This is a genomic window from Streptomyces sp. NPDC005863 (genome assembly GCF_042871345.1).
Taxonomy (GTDB): Bacteria; Actinomycetota; Actinomycetes; order Streptomycetales; family Streptomycetaceae; genus Streptomyces.
Genome location: NZ_JBIAII010000019.1, coordinates 15,205 through 34,045 on the forward strand (window position 1 = coordinate 15,205; position 18,841 = coordinate 34,045).

The 18,841-nt window shown below is 70.4% G+C and carries 23 protein-coding genes and 1 pseudogene; 10 read left to right on the forward strand and 14 right to left on the reverse strand.

Annotation, left to right across the window (positions count from 1 at the left end; genetic code table 11):
- Positions 1-10 precede the first annotated feature (10 nt).
- From ACFYO9_RS38190 to ACFYO9_RS38255, 14 genes and pseudogenes are all read right to left on the reverse strand, one after another.
- Positions 11-1,247, reverse strand: a pseudogene (locus ACFYO9_RS38190) (MFS transporter).
- Positions 1,244-1,822, reverse strand: a complete 579-nt coding sequence (locus ACFYO9_RS38195; RefSeq protein WP_358778150.1) for a hypothetical protein — start codon at positions 1,820-1,822, stop codon at positions 1,244-1,246. Before ACFYO9_RS38195 ends, ACFYO9_RS38190 begins: the two are co-directional and overlap by 4 nt.
- Entirely contained in the window at positions 1,819-2,736 is a 918-nt protein-coding gene (locus tag ACFYO9_RS38200) for a winged helix-turn-helix transcriptional regulator (protein ID WP_358778151.1), read from the reverse strand. The genes ACFYO9_RS38195 and ACFYO9_RS38200 overlap by 4 nt, the downstream gene beginning before the upstream one ends.
- A gap of 11 nt (positions 2,737-2,747) precedes the next feature.
- Entirely contained in the window at positions 2,748-3,185 is a 438-nt protein-coding gene (locus ACFYO9_RS38205; RefSeq protein ID WP_358778152.1) for a hypothetical protein, read from the reverse strand.
- Positions 3,186-3,195: 10 nt separating this feature from the next.
- Positions 3,196-3,639: a hypothetical protein gene (locus ACFYO9_RS38210; protein WP_358778153.1), complete on the reverse strand. Its 444-nt coding sequence runs from the start codon at positions 3,637-3,639 to the stop codon at positions 3,196-3,198.
- A complete protein-coding gene (locus tag ACFYO9_RS38215) occupies positions 3,636-4,097 on the reverse strand; it encodes a hypothetical protein (protein WP_358778154.1) in 462 nt (153 codons plus the stop codon). Before ACFYO9_RS38215 ends, ACFYO9_RS38210 begins: the two co-directional genes overlap by 4 nt.
- Before the next feature lie 116 nt (positions 4,098-4,213).
- The gene (locus tag ACFYO9_RS38220; RefSeq protein WP_358778155.1) at positions 4,214-4,561 is read right to left on the reverse strand and encodes an SH3 domain-containing protein; all 348 of its coding nucleotides are present in this window, start codon (positions 4,559-4,561) and stop codon (positions 4,214-4,216) included.
- 200 nt (positions 4,562-4,761) lie between these two features.
- The gene (locus tag ACFYO9_RS38225) at positions 4,762-5,484 is read right to left on the reverse strand and encodes a hypothetical protein (protein ID WP_358778156.1); all 723 of its coding nucleotides are present in this window, start codon (positions 5,482-5,484) and stop codon (positions 4,762-4,764) included.
- A 36-nt stretch (positions 5,485-5,520) separates the two neighbouring features.
- Positions 5,521-6,210 (reverse strand): hypothetical protein, encoded by a 690-nt coding sequence (locus ACFYO9_RS38230; protein ID WP_358778157.1) that lies wholly within the window; start codon positions 6,208-6,210, stop codon positions 5,521-5,523.
- A gap of 20 nt (positions 6,211-6,230) precedes the next feature.
- The gene (locus ACFYO9_RS38235) at positions 6,231-6,650 is read right to left on the reverse strand and encodes a GNAT family N-acetyltransferase (RefSeq protein ID WP_358778158.1); all 420 of its coding nucleotides are present in this window, start codon (positions 6,648-6,650) and stop codon (positions 6,231-6,233) included.
- 29 nt (positions 6,651-6,679) lie between these two features.
- On the reverse strand, positions 6,680-7,294 hold the full coding sequence (locus ACFYO9_RS38240; protein ID WP_358778159.1) for a DUF3631 domain-containing protein: 615 nt from the start codon (positions 7,292-7,294) through the stop codon (positions 6,680-6,682).
- Positions 7,291-7,779: a hypothetical protein gene (locus tag ACFYO9_RS38245; RefSeq protein WP_358778160.1), complete on the reverse strand. Its 489-nt coding sequence runs from the start codon at positions 7,777-7,779 to the stop codon at positions 7,291-7,293. Before ACFYO9_RS38245 ends, ACFYO9_RS38240 begins: the two co-directional genes overlap by 4 nt.
- A complete protein-coding gene (locus ACFYO9_RS38250; protein ID WP_358778161.1) occupies positions 7,776-8,426 on the reverse strand; it encodes a DUF4913 domain-containing protein in 651 nt (216 codons plus the stop codon). The genes ACFYO9_RS38245 and ACFYO9_RS38250 overlap by 4 nt, the downstream gene beginning before the upstream one ends.
- 169 nt (positions 8,427-8,595) lie before the next feature.
- A complete protein-coding gene (locus tag ACFYO9_RS38255; protein ID WP_358778162.1) occupies positions 8,596-9,351 on the reverse strand; it encodes a site-specific DNA-methyltransferase in 756 nt (251 codons plus the stop codon).
- A gap of 510 nt (positions 9,352-9,861) precedes the next feature.
- On the opposite strand from ACFYO9_RS38255, the gene ACFYO9_RS38260 reads away from it, so the two are divergent.
- From ACFYO9_RS38260 to ACFYO9_RS38305, 10 genes are all read left to right on the forward strand, one after another.
- Entirely contained in the window at positions 9,862-10,998 is a 1,137-nt protein-coding gene (locus ACFYO9_RS38260) for an NlpC/P60 family protein (protein WP_358778163.1), read from the forward strand.
- Between the two features lie 138 nt (positions 10,999-11,136).
- Positions 11,137-11,451 carry a DUF6112 family protein gene (locus ACFYO9_RS38265; RefSeq protein ID WP_358778164.1) on the forward strand — a complete coding sequence of 105 codons (315 nt, stop codon included), beginning with the start codon at positions 11,137-11,139 and terminating at the stop codon, positions 11,449-11,451.
- Positions 11,448-12,149, forward strand: coding sequence for a hypothetical protein (locus ACFYO9_RS38270; RefSeq protein ID WP_358778230.1), 702 nt, complete (start codon positions 11,448-11,450; stop codon positions 12,147-12,149). The genes ACFYO9_RS38265 and ACFYO9_RS38270 overlap by 4 nt, the downstream gene beginning before the upstream one ends.
- Positions 12,150-12,184: 35 nt before the next feature.
- The gene (locus ACFYO9_RS38275; RefSeq protein ID WP_358778165.1) at positions 12,185-13,567 is read left to right on the forward strand and encodes an ATP-binding protein; all 1,383 of its coding nucleotides are present in this window, start codon (positions 12,185-12,187) and stop codon (positions 13,565-13,567) included.
- Between the two features lie 90 nt (positions 13,568-13,657).
- Positions 13,658-15,130, forward strand: coding sequence for an SCO6880 family protein (locus tag ACFYO9_RS38280; protein ID WP_358778166.1), 1,473 nt, complete (start codon positions 13,658-13,660; stop codon positions 15,128-15,130).
- Positions 15,131-15,192: 62 nt separating this feature from the next.
- A complete protein-coding gene (locus ACFYO9_RS38285) occupies positions 15,193-15,666 on the forward strand; it encodes a DUF6238 family protein (protein ID WP_358778167.1) in 474 nt (157 codons plus the stop codon).
- 26 nt (positions 15,667-15,692) lie between these two features.
- The gene (locus ACFYO9_RS38290; protein ID WP_358778168.1) at positions 15,693-15,872 is read left to right on the forward strand and encodes a hypothetical protein; all 180 of its coding nucleotides are present in this window, start codon (positions 15,693-15,695) and stop codon (positions 15,870-15,872) included.
- A 13-nt stretch (positions 15,873-15,885) separates the two neighbouring features.
- Entirely contained in the window at positions 15,886-17,400 is a 1,515-nt protein-coding gene (locus tag ACFYO9_RS38295; RefSeq protein ID WP_358778169.1) for an ATP-binding protein, read from the forward strand.
- 15 nt (positions 17,401-17,415) lie between these two features.
- Complete coding sequence (locus ACFYO9_RS38300; protein WP_358778170.1) at positions 17,416-18,000, forward strand: hypothetical protein; 585 nt, start codon at positions 17,416-17,418, stop codon at positions 17,998-18,000.
- A gap of 115 nt (positions 18,001-18,115) precedes the next feature.
- On the forward strand, positions 18,116-18,529 hold the full coding sequence (locus ACFYO9_RS38305; protein ID WP_358778171.1) for a hypothetical protein: 414 nt from the start codon (positions 18,116-18,118) through the stop codon (positions 18,527-18,529).
- The last annotated feature ends 312 nt before the right edge of the window (positions 18,530-18,841 follow it).

An 18,841-nucleotide genomic window follows, 5' to 3' on the forward strand; every position in this document is an offset into this window, starting at 1 on the left:
GCAGGGTGGGTCAGGCGAGATGGGCGCGAAGTGCGGGGAGAGTGCGCAGGCGCAGGAAGGCGAGGCCCAGGCCGAGGGCCTGCACGGCAGCGCAGATGGTGATCACATGGCCGAGCAAGGCGGGCGGCACCGTAGCGACCAGGGCGCCCGCCAGCGGGAACGGGATCAGGAGCAGCAGGATCGTCAGCGAGAGGGTGGCGCCGAACACCTGCTGCGGGATGAGGTGGGAGCGCAGGGTGCGCAGGACCACCGTCATGCCGCCCTCACCAGCCATGAGCACCGCGATCAGCACGAGGTACGCGGTGTAGGTGTGAGTGAGGGAGACGGCCAGGCACGCACCGGCCGCGACGGTGGCGGAGAGCGCACCGACGGGCCACAGACCGAAGCGGTCGATCGCGCGGCGGCACACCGCGACGGTGATCAGGGAGGCGACGGCGGCCACCGACCAGATCAGGCCCACGTCCGCGCTGGAGTGTCCGAACTGCTTCACCACGATCACGGGGGCCGCGGCTTGGCAGGCCGATGGCGAGGTTGGACAGGGTCAGTCCGCAGACCAGCCAGCCGAGCGCGGGCAGCGAGCGCAGGGTCGTCCATCCGGTGCGCAGCCCCGCAAGGGCGGGCTGCGGCATCTCGGTCTTGGTGGCGTAGTGCCGGGGAGCGAGCGCGCACGCCAGGAGCGAGAAGACGGCGATCGTGACAAGCATCCCGGGCGCCCCGGCCCGCTCCAGCAGGAGGCCGGCGATGGCGGGGCCGGCCAGGGTGCCGACCTGGTCGATGCCCAGAAGCACCGACTGCACGCGGTGGGCGCGCTCGCCTGCCTCGCGGCTGGCGATGCCGCCCGCCGTCTCCGCGGCGATGTAGGAGAACTCCGTGAGCACCCCGGCAGAGGCGGCGAGCAACATGACGGCGACCGTGGTGGGCAGTCCGGCCTCCAACTGCGGCAGGGCGAGGGCGGCAGCCACGACCACCGCGGCCCGCAGCGCCGAGGCCGTGCGCAGAACGCGGGCGGTGCCGTGGCGGTCGACCATCGCTCCGGCGACAGCGAACGCGCCCAGGCGCGGCACCCACTCCAGCGCGAACGCCACGCCGGTCAGAGCTGCGGAGTTGGTGGTGGCGAGCACCAGCAGCGGGATGCCGTACGTCGTCATCGCGAAGGCGCCGGCGTCCATGCTGCGGGGCAGGTAGATACCGCGCAGCAGGGTGGGGACCGGCCGGCGGGCATGCCGGGGCCCGACACTCGATCTCACGCAGCGCGCTCCAACTCGTGTGCCGTGTGGGCGGTGTGGAGGACCATGTCGCGCCGGACACCCACGTTCACCTGAAGCCAGGCGGTCAGGGCGGCCTGCGGGCCGTTAAGGTCCGAGATGGCCTGCGGGCTGAGGACCACTCCCCCGGGTAGCAGCAGTCCGCCGGCGTTACCGAGCCGGGCGACACCGCGGGCCAGGGCCGGGCCCTGACCGAGCAGGGTGAGGGTGTACTGGACCCGGGTGACGAAGTCGCTGGCCTCGGTGGGGAACTGGTGGGTGCGGGCCCAGCGTGCGGCCGCGTCGTAGACGTCGGCGAGGTCCTCGCCGCAGCCGGTGAGCCGGTAGCGGACTCGTTCGTGCTCGTCGCCGTACACGAGGCCGAAGTCGCGGGCCCGGTCGACGGCGTAACCGAGCTGATTGACCGTCAGGTCACCGAATGCGGCCTGCAGGCTGCCGCGGCGGCGGTTGATGGGGCCGTTGTCGGCGATTTCGCTGACGAGGCGGATCAGGCCCGGCAGGGACAGCACTCGGATGGCCTGGCGCTCGTTCAAGCGGTCGGTCGGATATCTGGTCATCGCCGGTTGCCCCCTGCCTGCGGAAGCGCGATGGGGCGCGCCGGTATCTGGTGCGAGAAGAGGTCGCCGTGCTTCCAGGCCGTGTGCGGCGTGGTCTGCGCCGGGGTGGACGACGGCTGGGTGGTAAGGGCCGGGGTGGTCGCGGCGGGAGCGGGGGTGGCGGGTGCCGGTACGCGGGGCTGGGTGGTCAGCCACGGCCCGGACTGGGTCTGCGTCGCGGCCGGGGCCTCACCCCACACGGGGTGGGTGTCGGCGAGCGGGCGCCCGGCGGCCCAGGCGGCGAGGGCCCGGTAGACGGGGGCGAGCGCATGCCCGTTGGAGGTCAGTTCGTAGGCCGGGCCGTCCTTGCGGACCAGGCCGTCGGCGACCAGGCGGTCCACCTGGGGGTAGATGTTGCTGAGGCGGTAGCCCGGCATCGCCGCGGCGGACAGGGCCTTGGCACTGGTGGCGCCGCGGGCCTTGAGCACCCACAGGATCGAGGTGGCGTGACGGGGGCCGATCAGCGCGAGGCTGTCTTCGATGTTTTGCGCGGGCGCGACCGTGGTGAGCGGCTCCAGCTTCCCGGTGTCCTTGTTCTTCACCAGGGGCTTTTCCAGATGCGCCTCGCCCCAGGCGGCGATCACCGTCAGGACGGGCATGAGGTCGGCGCCGCGGCCGGTCAGGCCGTAGGTCACATGGCCCTGGGCGACCTCGGTGCGCTCGACCAGTCCGGCGTCGGTGAGCCTGCGCAGTTTGGGGTGGAGCGTGCCGTCATTGAGCCAGGGCAGGCGCGGCTTGATCTCCGCGTAGCGCAGCAGCTGCGCGGACAGCGTCATCAGGATCCACACGCTCCACAACGGGGTGATCATCTCCAGCGACTCGGTGACGCGGGCGACGTCGCCTTGGGTCGAGCGGGACAGACCGGTGGTGGCCAAGGGGGTGACTCCTAGGGTGGGGCGGGCGTATCAGCGGCTGTGGGTGGCGGCGGGATCCGCTGGCCTCGTCGGCACGGAGGTGGTGAGATCCGATGCCGTCGAAGCCGTGGGCGGCGCGGGGTGCGGTGCAGGCTGGACAGGACGGCGCTGACGGTCTTGGCGTGGGCGTCCCGGGTGGCAACGGATTCAGCAATCCGGCGGGCGCAATCGAGCAGATGACCGGCTTCGAACGTGCCGATCTGCCGTTCCGGGGAGGCCAGTTCGCGCAGCCGCTGGAGCTGGAAGGCGATGGTGCGCTCGGCGAGCTCCAGATCACTGTGGCTGCTCGTCAGGGCGGCGAGCATGGTGCCGGTCGGGTTCGTCTCGGCGTGGGCTTCGAGGGCGGCCATCGGCTGGCCGTACAGGTTCTCGATGCGTTCGCCGATGGTCTCGGACGTGGAGTGGGGCAATCGGGGGCTTTCACGGTCGGCGCCACCGCGCCGCCCCGGCACGGGCGGGTGCCGGGGCGGGCGGGAGCATGGTGGTGAGCTGGGGCCCGGTGAGCTGTACCGGCCGCCCGGGGTGGGCTCCGGGCGGCGGCATGGTGCGCAGCAGCTCGCCGAGCGCCGTGGCGTATCCATCACGGGCGGACAGGGCCGCCTCCACCCACTGCGCGTCGAACCGCAGGTCATCGGCGGGCAGTTCACCCATGTCGCGGCCGGCGGCGGTGGCGTCGTGGATGCGGTCGCGGACCCGGGCGACCTGTTCCTCGGCCAGAGCCAGCCAGGAGCGCAGCTCCAGGGCGCGCATCAGGGCAGCGGATGCATCGGGGGCCGCGGCCCGCGCGTACAGTTCGCTCAGCGAGGCATCGAAGGCTTGGGTTAGGGCCTCGTCCTGGCTGGTCGGCTTGAGTGCGACGCTCACCGCACCGCTCCTCGCACCGGCACGGACGGCGTGTGCGCGGCGCTCGGTACCGGTGCGGTCTGAAGGGCCGGGGACCAGCGGGGGGCCGCTGCCGCTCCGCGCCAGGCTCCCGGCCCCCTGCGGCCAAGGGAATTGGGGTCGGTGTAGTGGCGTACGACCATCGCCCGCCCGTCGCGGACCGCCACGGCGGCGTTGACGCTGTGGGCCAACTCCATGACCGGGTCGTCCAGCACCTCACCGGGAACGCGATCGAGAGCCGCGACGAGGGCGTCTTCGGCCTTCTCCAGCACCTCCTGGGCCTCGGCGAGCATGCCGTACCACTTCACGACGACGGTGGCGTCGCTGGAGGCGTGCGGGGCCGCAGCCACCGCCCGACGCAGGTCGGCCAGCGGCATCTGGAAGCGGGCCTCGATCTGCTGGGTGATGACGCCCATCACGTCATCGGCGTCGTCGGACACGACACGGCTCCTTTCCATAGAAGTGCGTGAGCGAGAGAAGAGCGCGCGCTGCGCTGGTCAGCGGCGACGACCGAGAGAAAGTGCCGGGATCCGGCGAACTCGCTTCCGTGCAGCGCCTAGTGGAGGCACGTGTACACCTCGCGATAGACGTATGAGCCAGAGACCCAGCCCTTTACGCCCGTGTCCTTGTCGGTGATGTAGCGCCAATTGCCGCTGGTCTTGTGGACCGTGAACTTGTGGCCGGCATAGAGCACGCCGATTGCGGCGGGCTTGGCCGATGCATTGGAGCGGATCGTCACGGCGTTCGTGCCGACCTGCAACGGGCCAAGCCGGTCACATTGGCCGCGGACCAGCCCAGCGGCAGGAGCCTGCGAAGGGGAGGCGCTCGCGGACGTGGCGGCAACGATCGGGAGAGCGAGCGCGCCGAGAACAGCCGCGGAGACGGCTATGCGGGTTGAGCACATGAGGAATTCACCTCCAGCGGAGAAAGAAGGAAGGCGGAAGCACATTCGGACTGAGACCGGCGGGCAGTGGTTCAAGAGTCCGGAGAATCCCCGGTTTCGCTAACCGGGGATGTGCTGCTATGTTTCGCACTTCGCGGGCACCGGGCCCTCAAGGATTCACTTCGGAAGAGATTCCGCATGAAGGCAAATTCATGGTGCAGTCAGCGAGTTGGGCCGGTTCGCGGCGCAGGAGCGGCGGGCACGGCGGGCCCAGCGGAGGCTGCGGTGTACCGGGTCGCCGGCGCGGTGGTCGGCAGAGGAACGTCCTCGCCCGACCAGTGGGCGTGCCACCAGGCGGTGGCCTGCTCATAGGTCGAGAAGCCGCCTTCGCGCAGGGTGTGCGTCCAGCACTCGGTGTCGACCTCGTGCAGCAGTACCCGGAAACGCAGCGGTGCCTTCTCCTCGATCGCGGCCAGGAGCACCGTGATCTGCATGCGGGCCGGATCGTCGTCGGTGTAGCTGGTGACGAGGGCGAAGTGGTCGCCATCGGCGGTGAGGCGGTCCTCCAGTGCCTTGGTGGCCTCGTCGGCGGCATCGGTTCCGAGGCCAGGGGAAAGGACGATGGCCTCCTTGGGGCAGCCGCGGGCGATCAGCCAGCTCTGCGCCATAGGTACCAGGGCCAGCCTCTCGTGCTGGAAGCGGAAAGTGCAGGCTTCCACGTCCCGTTGAAGGTGGAGGGCCACCAGCTGCGGCTCGCCGGGGATACCCCAGGTCACCGCGCCGTTGTGCAAGACGTAGTAGCTGTGCCGCTGGTCGTCGGTGTGGTGCTCGGCGAGCACGGCGAGTTCAGTGGATTCGATGTCGATGTGCTGCCAGAACTGCTCGGCGACACGGTCGTTGACGGCGTCGTAGCCGTCGAGGCGGAAGTCCGGGGATGAAGGCATAGGGCTTTCGGGAGCGGGGCGCACGGGATTCGGGGTTCAGCGGCGGGCGGGGGCGGCCGCGGGCCAGGTGCCGGGGCGGGGCACGGGAGCGGTCTCGGGCGCCTTGGGCGAGCGCGGAGCGGTCAGGGCCGCACGGCCGGTGTCGGTCAGGGTGACGGGCTGGCCCGCCGTGACCAGGTGGGAGGTGTCGCGTACCACCAGGCGGCCCTCTTCGAGGCGTTGCAGCTGGCTGTAGGGGATGCGGGTGCCGGAAGCGGTGACGACGTACAGCTGCTGCGTCAGCAGGTTTCGGTGGAGCTTGGCGCCCTGGGTGATGGCGAGCAGCGCCGCGATGTCGGGCGCCCGGAGGTTCGGCACGTCGCGTCGAGCCTTGTCCCGGGCCGCGGCTTCGACGGGCTCGAGCGCAGCGACGGCCTGGGCCTGTCGCTGATCACGGGTGCGGGCCGCGTCCTTCAGCAGGCCGACGGTCCGGTCGATGCGCTCAAACAGCGCGTCATTGACCGGGTGCTCGCCGGAGGAGAGGTTGTTGAGCTGGGACCGGTAGAAGGTCACGTTGGTCTCGGCCTGGACGAGGGACCGGTGGGCGTCGACCAGGTGCGCGTGCTGTTCGTCGAGCAAATCGCGGTCGCGGTACTGGCACAGCCGGTCGATGCTGTGGCCCACGGCCGCTTCGATGCGGTGATCAAGCTGGGTCAGAGCCTTCCTCACCGGTGCGTTGCGGAACATATAGGGGGTTCCTTGAGGTGTCATGAGGGCCGGTGCGCGGGGCCGCTTACGCCAAGCGGCAGGCGCACGTCGAGGTGCGCTCCGTGCCGCGTCTCACGGACGGGGTGCAGGTGGCGAAGGAGGCGGAGCATCGGCTGGTTCGACGCCTCGGCGTAGGTGCTCAGGGTGTGGGCGCCCCGACCCTGGGCGTGCCGGGTGGGGTGCCAGGCCAGCGCGGTGCCGATGCCGTGGCGCTGCTGGGCATCGGCGACCTCAAGCCCAAGGTCGAAGACACCCGGCTCCCGACTTACGGGACCGGCGCAGGCCAGTGCGAGCGACTCGTCGCCAGCGACGAAACCCGTGCGGCGCGGCAGGTGTGTACGCCCCCAGCGGTGCATTAACTGACCGAAGGAACAGCGCTGACGGAAGATATGGACGAGCGAAACGTCCTCGGTCCTCACACGGCGAAGGGCAGCGAGGGCGGGGTGCCTCAGCAGGAGCAGTCAGGTAGCGCGGCCGTCAGGGAACTGCGCAGGTACCCCTTGAGCTGGTGGATGCCGAAGCGGACGTTGCGGGGCCGGGCGCCATACAGTGCCAGCAGACGGGCCAGGCGCAACGGCGTGAGTTCGGCGTACGACCAGCGGCCTTCCGCCATGCCGGGCAGCTGATGCAGGTGGTCGGTGAGATCGGCCGAGGACATGGCGGCCGGATCGCCCTCGGCAGCGAAGGCGTCGAGGCACGCGTGAACGGTCGTGTGTTCGGCGGCCGGGCAGGAGCGGCAGTCGACCTCCTCCTCGGCGGTGTCCGCTTCGCTGTCGCCGCCGATCTGGGAGCCGCAGCCCTGGATGCTCAGCAGGCGGGTGAGCTCGTAGCCGGCCAACAGGCGCAGGATCAGGACGTGGGTGAGCTGCTCCCGCTGTTCGTGAGGGTCGGCGAGGCAGCCGGGCGGCCCGTCGCCGGCTCCGGTGAGGAGATGCGCGTCCAGCTGCTGAACTCGGCGGTGGGCATCCAGAATTGCCCGATGGTGCGGGTTCTCCTGCGGGATGTCGAGTCCAGCGAGGGCGGCTGTGAGGTCGTCGAGGCAGGCGGGGAAATGGGTCGTCAAAGAGTGTGGTCCTTCGGGGTCGGGGACAGGGCGGGGCGCGGAAGACCAGGCACCCCGTACGGGGGCGGACCCGGCTTGGGGACGTCGCGGCGCGCCTCCAGCTGCGGGGAGCGGGAGCGGGCGGCATGGGCGAGCGCGCTCACCGGTCGGCGGGTGATACCCAGGCGTTTGCGAGCGACGTTGTACACCTCGTGGCGGTCGCGCGGGCGTACGGCCACCACATGGATCTCGGCGCGGTGCGCCGATCCCGGCGGAGCCGGGCGCTGGGCGTAGACGATGCGCCAGGCTTTGCGGTGATCGACGTAGAGCTTGCGGTAGTTGGCCAGTTCGCCGAGCAATTTGGGGCCGAACTGCTGGGCGCTGACGACCTCCTGAAGCTGGGCGAGGGCCAGGTCCCGGATGTCGACGGGGGCCGCCAGGAGGTCGGTCAGGGCGCGCGGGTCGAAGGAGAGGCCGAAGGCGGGCCGCTGCTCGGACTCGCTCATGCGGCCTGGTCCGGCTCGCCCGGCTCCGGCGGTCCCACGGAGGCCGAGCGTGCGGAGCGGATGGAGGATGCCGGGCCGGGCAGCAGGCGGTGCGCGTCGCGGTCGGGGTCGGTCTGGCAGGCTGAGAGCGGTCCGCCCGGTGCGCGCACATGGGCCAGGCAGTGGGTGAGGAAGTCGCGGTGCCACACGAACATCCCGGACGGCCCGGCTTCGGGGTCTTTGTGCTGCTGATAGGCCATCCACAGGGCGTGGAGCCAGGCGACGACATCGTCGTGCTCCTGCCACTGCTTGCACCACGGGGCCGCGGTGGTGACCTCGGCGCCGTAGATACGGATGAGGAAGCCGTCGACCCAGTCGGAGAGTGCATCCAGTTCGTCCTCGTACTCCTCGCCCTCCAGCTCCAGGATCGGGCGCGGCTCGGGCGGCGCCGGGATCGGCGCTCCGGCCATCCCCGGAAGGCTGGGCATGCCGAACGCCGGGAAGGGCGAGGGGTCCGGAGGGGCGGAGAGGCTGTCGAGCTGCCGGGCCTGCTCGGCCTGCTGCTCCATGAGCTTGCGGACGCTGGCCTCAACGCTCTCCAGATTCGAGTCAGGCAGCCGGACAGGTTCCAATTCCCCGCCGTCGGGGAGATCTATGGATTCAGGCACGAAAGGGGGTCTCCTTGGAGCCGCGGCCGGTGAACGGGAATGACGGCTCCACGATCCAGAGAATCCCCGGTTTCGCTAACCGGGGATCCGGTGCTATAACGCAACGCGCACCACGGGGAAAGACGGACGAGACAGCCGCTATCGCCCCGTGCCGGGCGGCGGAAAGCACTTAGGCGGACAGCACGAAGTCGTCCTGGGAGTGGATCTGCTGCACGGTCTCGGTGAGCCGGTCCGCCGCGACTTCGGCGTACTGCCGGGTCTTCTCGATACCGATGAAGTCGCGGCCCTCCAGGAGCGCGGCGACTCCGGTGGAGCCCGACCCGGCGCAGAAATCGAGCACTGTGCCCCGTTCCGGGCAGATCTTCACCAGTTCGCGCATCACTTCGACGGGCTTCTGCGTGATGTGCGCGCGGGCCTTACCGGAGGGCTGTGACGCGCTGTAGAAACCCGGCAGATACACCGGATTACGAGCGGCGTCGATCTTGCCCTTGGCACCCCACACGATGTACTCGCAGTCCTGGCGGAACTTACCCTTCTGCGGCCTGGCCTGCGGCTTGTGCCAGGTCAGGACACCCAGCCACAGCCAGCCGGCGGCCTGGAACGCGTCGGTGGTGGCCGGCAGCTGCCGCCAGTCGGTGAACAGCAGGGCGGTCCCACCGCTCTTCGTGGCGCGGTGAGCCTCGGTCATGATCTGGGTGAGCCAGAAGGTGTACGACCTCTGGTCCATGTTCTCGCCGGTGAAGTCGGGCAGCGCGTGCTTCGCATCGGCGGAGACATACTTCTGCCGCGCGCTGCGACTGGTGCGCTCCTTCGCCGTCCGGCCGCCCGAGTTGTACGGCGGGTCGGTGATGACGGAGTCAACGCAGCCGTCCGGCAGCGTCGCAAGCACGCTCAGCGCGTCGCCCTGGTGAAGGGAAAAAGGCAAGGGGATACCCCAGTTCGGTTCGGGTGAGGGTGGGTTGTTGCACTCCGGCTCGCGCACAGAACCCGGCGGAAAAGCCGCGGGCATGACGATGCCCGCGGCCCGCAAATGCGGGGTGCGAGGGGGAGGAGCCAAAACTGTAGGGCATGATCCCCGGTGGAACGGTGTCGCCGTCAAAATTCCCAGAATCAAGCCTTGATCACGGTTGATTTCGGAGACCGGGGATCTGGGCTTACTGTTTTGGAGCTGCCCGGCGGGCACCGCCGTTGGCCAACTCCCCCTCCCCCGCCCTCACCGAGGTAGCTCCTTGCTCGAACCCACCTGAACCCGACCGACGCAGGCACCGCGAGGTGCAACTCGCAGCATGCGTCGGGGCCCCGATCTACCCACCACCGGCTGCCGCGGCCTCCCGCCCACACGCCCGCGCGGCCGGAACTTCACCTCCAAGGACGCCCTTGTGACAACTCCCTACCCGCCCCTGCCTGAAACGCCACCGCCGGGAAGCATGCCGGATTGAAGGCGATAGCCGCCGGCATCGGCGTCGTCTTCCTCTCCCCCCTGCTGCTCGCGGGCACGGCCATGATGATGGCCGCCGCCTCCAGCGAAGCCGCCGAAACCACCAGCGGGTTCAGCGGATGCCTGCATGACGTCGACACGGACGCCGTCACCAAGCAGGTGACGAAGATCCTCGACGGAGCGTCCGGCAAGGACGTGAAGGTCGAGGGTCTGTCCCTGCCCGCCGAGCAGGTCCCCAACGCCCAGACCATCGTCGCCACCGGTCTCTCTCTCGACGTGCCCAGGCGCGGGCAGATCGTCGCGCTCGCCACCGCTATGCAGGAATCACGTCTGCGCAACCTCGGCTCCGGGGACCGCGACTCACTGGGCCTCTTCCAGCAGCGGCCGAGCCAGGGCTGGGGCACCGCCTCGCAGATCCGCGACCCGGTCTACGCCTCGGACCGGTTCTACAAGGCACTGCTCAAGGTCAACGGCTGGCAGCAGATGACCATCACCCAGGCCGCCCAGGCCGTGCAGAAGTCGGGCCTGCCCGATGCGTACGCACAGTGGGAACCGCTGGCCACCGCCCTGCAGAAGGCCATCGCCACCACGTTCCCCGGCGGGCAGAAGGACAAGCCCGCCAAGGACGGCGACACGTCGAAGGAGACCAAGGCCCCGGCCTCCGGCTGCGGTCCGGCCGAGGACGGCTCCTCCTACGGACGCATCCCCGAGGGCAGCGTGCCCAAGAACTACACGATCCCCAAGGACGCCGACCCCAAGGCCCGCAAAGCCATCGACTGGGCGATGCACCAGCTCGGCACGATGTACCAGTGGGGCGGGAGCTGCACCGCCGCGCACGGCCCTGACCCGATGGGCCGCTGCGACTGCAGCTCACTCATGCAGCAGGCGTACGCCAAGGCCGGGATCAAGCTCACCCGCACCACGTACACCCAGGTCAACGAAGGCAAGGCCGTCTCACCCGGCAAGCTGCAGCCCGGCGACCTGATCTTCAGCCGCGGCACGGCCCAACGCCCGGAACACGTCGGCATGTTCATGGGGGCAGGACTCGTCATCGAGGCCCCCAGGACCGGCAAGCCGGTACGCATCACTCCTCTGAAGGACTGGGCGATTCTCGCCGCCCGCCGCGTCCTCTGACGCCGCCCCTGCCCAGGTCCCGCCCCTGGCTGGCCGGGCCGGCCCCTATCGGCGTCATCACGCCACTCCCCCTTCTTCTCTCTTCCCCCTTTCGCCGGGCCGCCATCGGCCTGCGCATGCAAGGAGTCCGCCACACGCATGCCCATACCTCTCGCTGACCGTGCCATCCAGCTCGCCTACGACCCAGGTGTCTCCCCCAAGGGCGGCGGCCTGCCCGGCCTCGCCGTCCTGAAGAACGTCGTCAACTCGATCAACCTCTTCGGCATCGTCGCTGTCGTCGGGGCCCTGGCCGTCTCCCTCGCCGTGTGGGCCTGGGGCCATCACACCGGCGGCCACCAGGCCGAAGCCAACGGCAAGAAGGGCGCAACCGTGGCCGCCGGCGCAGCCCTCGGCCTCGGCGCCGCCAACGGCATCGTGGCGTTCTTCAGCGCTCTGGGGTCGCAGGTCCACTGATGAAACGATTCCCCTCCTTCTCTCTGTCCTCCTACGGCACCGGCTGGTCGGCCTCGTCCAACCGTCGCATCGCCACCCTCACGGTGGCCGTCGCCGCCCTGCTCGCTCTCGCCGCTACCGTCGCGTTCTTCACCGGACGCGGCAAGGACGGCCACCACAGCGAGTCCGGCCCGCCGTCCACCGCGGGCAGCTCCGCTCCTTCTCAAGCCGCCCCGAAGCCGGGCGGAAAGGAGGCGGGGTCCGTTCCCCGGCCACCGCAGATCGCCGATCCGGTCGCCTACGCCAAGGCCGCGGCCCGAATGCTGTGGTCCTACGACACCCGCGACACCAGCCGTGACCAGCAGCTCGCCGGCATGAGCGCGTGGATGTCGAAGGAGACCAAGTACGCCGACTGGAACTCCGTAGCCGCTCAGGTGCCGGATCCGACTCTGTGGTCGCGCATGGCCGACAACGACCAGCACGCCACCGCCACGGCCACCGAAGGCCACTTCCCCTCCGCCTTCAAGACAGCCCTGGCCGAGGACCCCTCCGCGATCACCAAGGCATATATCTACGTCGTCACCGTCAACGGCAAACAGACGCTGGCCTGGAGGAAGGGAGGCGGCGGAGCTGAGGAACGCGCCGTGACCCTGGCTGTTCAGTGCCGGCCCAGCCACGACTGCGCGCTGTCCGCCATCGCCCCCAACGTCACGCAGTGACCCACGCCTAAGAGCAGAAAGGAGCCCAACTCCCTGTGGGTTTCTGTGACTATCCCCTGGCCGACAAGCTCTGCTCCATCGGCGGCGCCGCTAAAGGCGCGGTCGACTTCGCCAGTGACCCGGGCAAGGTCATCGGCGACTGGATGGCCAAGTCGGCCGGTGAACTCGCCGCCGCCTCGGCCGATCTGGCCGCCAAGGCCGTGAACAAGACGACCAAGGTCGACCTGAATGCGGGCTGGTTCCGCGACAACTACGAGATGATCTTGCCCATCGGTTTGATCATCCTGGTCGCCACCTTCTGCGCCCAACTCATACGGGCCGCAATGAAACGCGACGGTCAAGCATTGACCCAGGCGTTCACCGGCACCGCTTCCGGAGTGCTCTTCGCTTTCAGCGCCATCGCGCTGACCACCGTCGCGATCGAAGTGGTCGACGCGTTGTCCGACGGCCTGTTCAAGGCAGCACACCTGTCGATCGAATCCGCAGTGCGGCGCATGGTCAAGGTGAACCAGATTCCCGGCCTGGCCGGGATGGGTTGGCTCGTCGCCGTCTTCGCCGCCATCGGAGCTGCCATCGGAGCGGTTCTGTACTGGTGCGTGATGATGGTCCGCAAGGTCGGCATCCTGGTCATGGTCACCCTGGCCGTGTTCGCCGGAGCCGGCGGCGGCTGGGAAGCCGCCCGCCGCTGGCGGCGCGGCTGGATCGAAGCCACCGCCACCCTCGTCGTCAGCAAATTGCTGATGACCGTGATCTTCGTGCTCGGGATCGCCGCGATGGGCAAGACGGAGGCCAAGGACGGCCTCGGTGCCCTCGCCGACGTCATGTCCGGCATCGTGATCATGGTCTTGGTGCTGCTGTGCCCGTACGCGACCTTCAAGTTCGTTCACTGGGCCGCAGAAGGCACGGACGGCGAATCGATTCACCGGGCCGGTGGCGCCGGCGCCCAGCTCGCCAAGCAGCACACCGAACGCGCCGGCCGCAAGGCCGCCGCCATGGCGGCTACAGCCGGAACCGGCGGCGCGGCAGCCGCAGCGGGCGCCGCCCCGCAGGGACCTGACTCGGTCCCCGGCGGCTTCCCCGGCGACATCGCCGCCAACCCCACCGGCAGCGGCCAGAAATCCAGCGGCTCCGGTAATTCCTCCGGCGGCCAGGGCATGAACGAGGGGCTGGAGAAGGCCGTCCAGCCTCCGCCCACGCACCCCAGCGATGACACCGGCGGCCAGTTCGGCGGCGGTCCCGGCCAGGGCGGACCCGGCTCAGGCTCGGGCGCCCCGTCCGGCGGCGGGTTCATGTCGAACCCGGCGGGCTCGACCACGCCTCCGCCGCAGGGCGCGCCCCCGGCCCCGAACTCCGCTTCCTCGCCGGGTGCCAACGACGCCGGAGCGCCTCCTCCGCCGCCACCGCCCACCGGCATCTGACCCCGCCCCGTTCACGCCGGAGCGGCACGTGCCACGCAACCTCGCGCTGCGTGCCGCTCCGGCCCCGCCCGCGCACCACCGGAACGGCCCTTGTCTGAACTCTCCATCACCCCCCTGACGGTCAAATTCCCCCACAGGTCGAAGCGCGGCATCCTGCTCGGCCTCACTCTCGCCCAACTCGTCCTGGTCTCCTCGGCGTTGGCGCTGTTGCTGGTCACGGTCGTCAGCACCGGACTGCTCGGCGCGATCGTGCTCGCCCCCCTGTGGGCCGCGGTCGCCGCTCTGGTCGCCATCCGCCGCAACGGCCGGTCCCTGATCGACTGGGCGCCGATCGTCGTCCGCTTCGCCCGACGCCGACGCAGCGGCCAGACCCTGTGGCTAGCACGGCCCGTCACCCGACCCCGCCACGACGGCACCCTCCACCTGCCCGGCACCGCCGCCTCCCTGCGCGTCGTCACGCCCTCGGACTCGGCCAACGGCGCCGCCGCGGTCCACGACCCTCACCACCAGACGCTGACCGCCGTCGCCCGGGTCTCCTCCCGTGCTTTCGCTCTGCTCGACCCCGCCACGCAGAACCACAATGTTTCCGGCTGGGGACGCGCGCTGGCGGGCATCGCACGGACCGGGCACGTCGCCTCCGTGCAGGTCCTGGAGCGCACCGTGCCCGACAGCGGCGACACCCTCACCCGCCACTGGGCCCAGCAGGGCCGCCCCGAGACCCCGGTCGCCGGGCAGGTGTACTCCGAACTAGTCGCCTCCGCGGGCCCGGCCGCCGCCCCGCACGAGGCGTACCTGGCCATCTCCCTGGACCTCAAGGCCGCCAAGCGCCTCATCTCCCAGGCCGGCGGCGGCTTCCCCGGTGCGTTCACGGTGATGGAACAGACCACCAGCGCCATCGCCCAGGCCGCCCGCAGCGCCGGGCTGATGGTGACCGGCTGGCTGACCGCCCGCGAAATCGCCGCCGTCATCCGCACCGCCTACGACCCCAAGGCGCTCTCCGGCCTGCAGCAGTGGTCCCAGAGCGGACGGGCCGAGGCCGATCCGGCCGCCGCCGGGCCCGTCGTCCAGGTCGAGGAGTACGACCGCGTGGCCACCGACTCCGCGCGGCATGCGACCTACTGGGTCGAGGACTGGCCTCGGACGGAGACCGGCGCCGGATTCCTCCACGGGTTGATGTTCACCGCCGGCGTGCGGCGAAGCCTGTCCCTTATATACGTGCCCCAGGGGCTCGAGTCCGCGATGCGCGACGTCCAGCGCAAGAAGGCCGCGATCATCTCGGATGCCGCCGAGCGCTCGCGGCGCGGCCAGGTCGACTCCGAGGCCGACAGCATCGAGTACGCCGACGTCAAAACCCGCGAACGCCAGCTGATCGCTGGCCACGCGGATGTCGCGCTGACCGGCCTGCTCACCGTCTCCGCCGAGACCGACGCCCTGCTCGATGCCGCATGCGCGCAGATCGAGACCGCCGCCGTCACCGCCCAAGTCGACCTGCGGCGCCTCTTCTACCAGCAGCCCGACGCCTTCACCCTCAGCGCGCTGCCTCTGGCCCGCACGGCCCTGTAGTCCACCCGGCCCCGCCTCATGGGGCCCGCCCCCTGCCGCATCGGCAGGAAGGATCCTCCCCTTTGACCTCAGCCACCCCCGTCGGTGACGCGCACCCCTACCTGCGGGCCGCCAGCGCCGGAGTCCGCCATCACACCCGCGCCCTCGCCACCGAAACGACCTCCGCTCCGGTACCCGCGGACCGCACGCACCTGAACGTGCTGCACGCGCACCTGGTCGCCCTGCACCACCTCCTCGACCAGCTCCAGACGGCCACCCGGCCGCCACACCCGGCGGCAGGACGGCATCTAGCCACAGCCGGAACCCGGCTGTGGCAGGCCGGCGCCGCCGTCCACGATGCGTTCCACCTCCTTCCCACCCATCACGCGGCCTCTGCGGACGAGGAGGAGTGCCATCCCGAGCGGCTCCCCGAAGGCCCACCGGTACTGACCATCTGCCAGCGCCACCTCGCCGCCGGCCACCACATACGGCGCACCACCACCCCCACCGACCTCAACCGCCCCCTACACGGCCACACCACCGCATGCGCCCAATAACTGCCCTTCACCGAAAGGCCCTTGCCTTGCGCACGCTCAAGCGCGCCTCCTCCACGGCCGTCATACTCTCCGCCCTCGCGGGCACCACCGCGCTCGCCACCGCCGCCCCGGCGGCCGCGGCCAGCTACCGCTGCAAGACCAGCACCGAGTCCGTCGGTGCCACCGCCTACGACGTGTCGCCCGCCGCCCCGACCGCCGTCACCTGAAAGCCACTCCGTCATGAGCCACCGGCCCGCCCGGCGCGCCCGCCGCGCCTCGGCCTCCCCCCTTTTCACCCCGCACGGCACCGACCGCGCCAGCCGCAAGGCGGCCCGCCGCCAGCTCGCCGAAGCCGCCGCCAAGGCCCGCGCCGAAGCCGCCCTGTACCCAGCCGGCACCGAACCGGCCGAGCAGGAGATGCCCCTCCCCCTCTTTTCGCCCGGCGGTCGTCCCGGCCCCGCCTCCGCCCGCGGCGGCAAGCTGAAACTGCCCGCGCACCGCATGACCACCGCGACCGTCGCGGGCGCCTATCCCTTCCTCGCCGAAGGCGGACTCGGCGCCGAAGGCATCTACATCGGCCGAGACGTCCACGCCGAAGCGAGCTTCTGCTTCGATCCGTTCGCCCTGTACGGCAAGATCGAAGGATTCACGAACCCCAACGTCCTGTTGGCCGGCGTGATCGGCCAGGGCAAGAGCGCCCTGGCGAAGTCCTTCGCCCTGCGGTCGGTGGCCTTCGGGTACCGCGTGTACGTGCCGTGTGACCCCAAAGGCGAATGGACCCCGGTGGCCGCAGCCCTCGGCGGAACCTCCATCGCGCTAGGCCCCGGCCTGCCCGGCAAGCTCAACCCTCTGGACGCGGCCCCGCGCCCGCCGTCGGTCTCCGAAACGGACTGGGCCAGCGAGATCCGCAAACGACGCTTGCTGCTGCTCGGCTCCCTGGCCCGCACCGTCCTCGGGCGGGACCTGCTGCCGATGGAGCACACCGGACTCGATGTCGCCCTGGACGCCGTGGTCACCCGAGCCACCGCCACCGGCCGCACCCCGCTGCTCGGCGACATCGCCACCATGCTCAACAGCCCCGACGACCTCGACCAGGCCGGTGGCCTGATGTCCGGCCGCCTCGGCGACGCCTCCCGCGACCTCGCCCACGCCATGCGCCGCCTCGTGCACGGCGACCTCGCCGGAATGTTCGACGCCCCCTCCACCGTGGCGTTCGACCCCAGCAGCCCGATGCTCACCATCGACCTGTCCCGCCTGGGCGGCTCCGGTGACGACACCGCCCTCGTCCTCGCCATGACCTGCGCCTCAGCCTGGATGGAATCCGCGCTCTCCGACCCCGGCGGCGGCCGACGCTGGATCGTCTACGACGAAGCGTGGCGCCTGATGCGCCACCCCGGCCTGCTCCAACGCATGCAGTCCCAGTGGAAGCTCAGCCGCGGCCTGGGCATCTCCAACCTCATGGTCATCCACCGGCTGTCCGACCTGCTCACCGCCGGCGACGCCGGATCCCGCGGACGGGCGCTCGCCGAGGGCCTGCTCGCCGACTGCTCCACCCGCATCATCTACCGCCAGGAGACAGACCAACTCCATGCCGCCGCAGCACTCTTGGGCCTCACATCCGTGGAGAGCGACGCCATCGCCCACCTCAACCGCGGTCGCGGCCTGTGGAAGGTCGCCGGACGATCTTTCATCGTCCAACATCTGCTCCATCCGCACGAATTGTTGCTGTTCGACACAGATGCCCGAATGCATTAGATTTCCGGGAAGCGCATGAATTTCGATGCCCGGCACGAACGCATACAGCGCGAACTGATACCTCGCGACGACACCCTCCGGATGATCGGTGCCCTCAACGACCTGGAGGCCAGACTCGTCGCCGCCGCCGAGAGATATCAGCTGCTGGACGACTCCGGCCGTGTACCGGCCGCGCCGTCCTACGCCGAACTGCTCCAGCATGCCGCCGGCGCGCAGGCCCTTTCTTACGATGTCGTCCAGATGACTGTCGAATTCGCCCGGAGCCTCCACAGCACGAACCGCGTCGGCAGCAGGGTCCTCGCTCACCTCGCGACGGCAGCCACCATGTCGAGCCAGGCAGTACCCAACTTTGCCGAGACCGCAGAGAACGCGCTTTCCCTGCCCCGCTCCTCCGGTCCGCCTGACCGGCAGTACCGGGACAATCGCATGGTCATCGATCACGCCACGGCGCGCGCCTACCTGCGGCGCGCGTCGGAATCTCTGCGCGACGCGGCCAAGGAACTCGACGCCCACCTCGACTTCCACCGCTTCTTCCCCGCTCAGGCCCGACAGCAGAGCCCAGCGCCCCCGCCGCCCCGGCCGAGCGCACGCCACCGTTAGGGCATACCGAAGCGGCCGAGACAGGCGCGTCCACCATCCCTCCCAACTCCCTGGACCCCACCCCCTGATGGAACCCCCTCCCAGCGCTCCGCCCTCTTCCGCCGTCGGCTCCCAGATGGCCAGCGAGGCGCTCGGCGCCTCGCCGCGGCAGCTCGAACGGCTCCACACCCCCGACAGCCCCGCGGACGTTCTCGCCCAGGTCGTGTTCATGGCCGCGCGCCACCTGGACCACCTGCACGGGGAATTCGCCGACGCCGCCCGGTACGCAGCCTCCAACCTGACGCGCGCCGCCACTGGGAAGACGCCGATCAATTCGCTCGGCGTCCTGCAGAACAGCGCCACGCAGATCGACATTTTGGCCGCGCGCCGCGCGGATGCCGTCGAGCACCTAAAGACCCTGATCCGTGCCTACCGGCAGGTTGCGGCGGCCGGCCACGCCGCCCCATCCCCAGCGCGCCGTCCAGCCATTGCCCCGATCCGCCCAGAGGCAGCTAGCGCGACGCCCGCCCGCGCGACGCGCAGCCGGTAGCCCTGCCGCCCACCTTCAAGGAGCCCATGCGCGCCTCCCGCGCTGGACCTCGCCTCCTTCGCCGATGCGCTCGCCACCCGCCTGCCCGGTGACTGGTACAGCACGTGCCACCAACACGGCGCGTACAGCCACCAGTTCCCTCTCGACGAGGAGGTCTGGGACCACGGCCACGTCCACTGGGTCGTCGGCGGATTCGTCCTGGCCACGACGCCCCGCTGTCCGGCCCCGGCAGTCCGCAGCTGTGCGTCATCGACCGTCCCCTTCATCGCGGCCAGTCCTCGTGGTCCCCCTCGCCCCAGGCGAGGGCTTCAA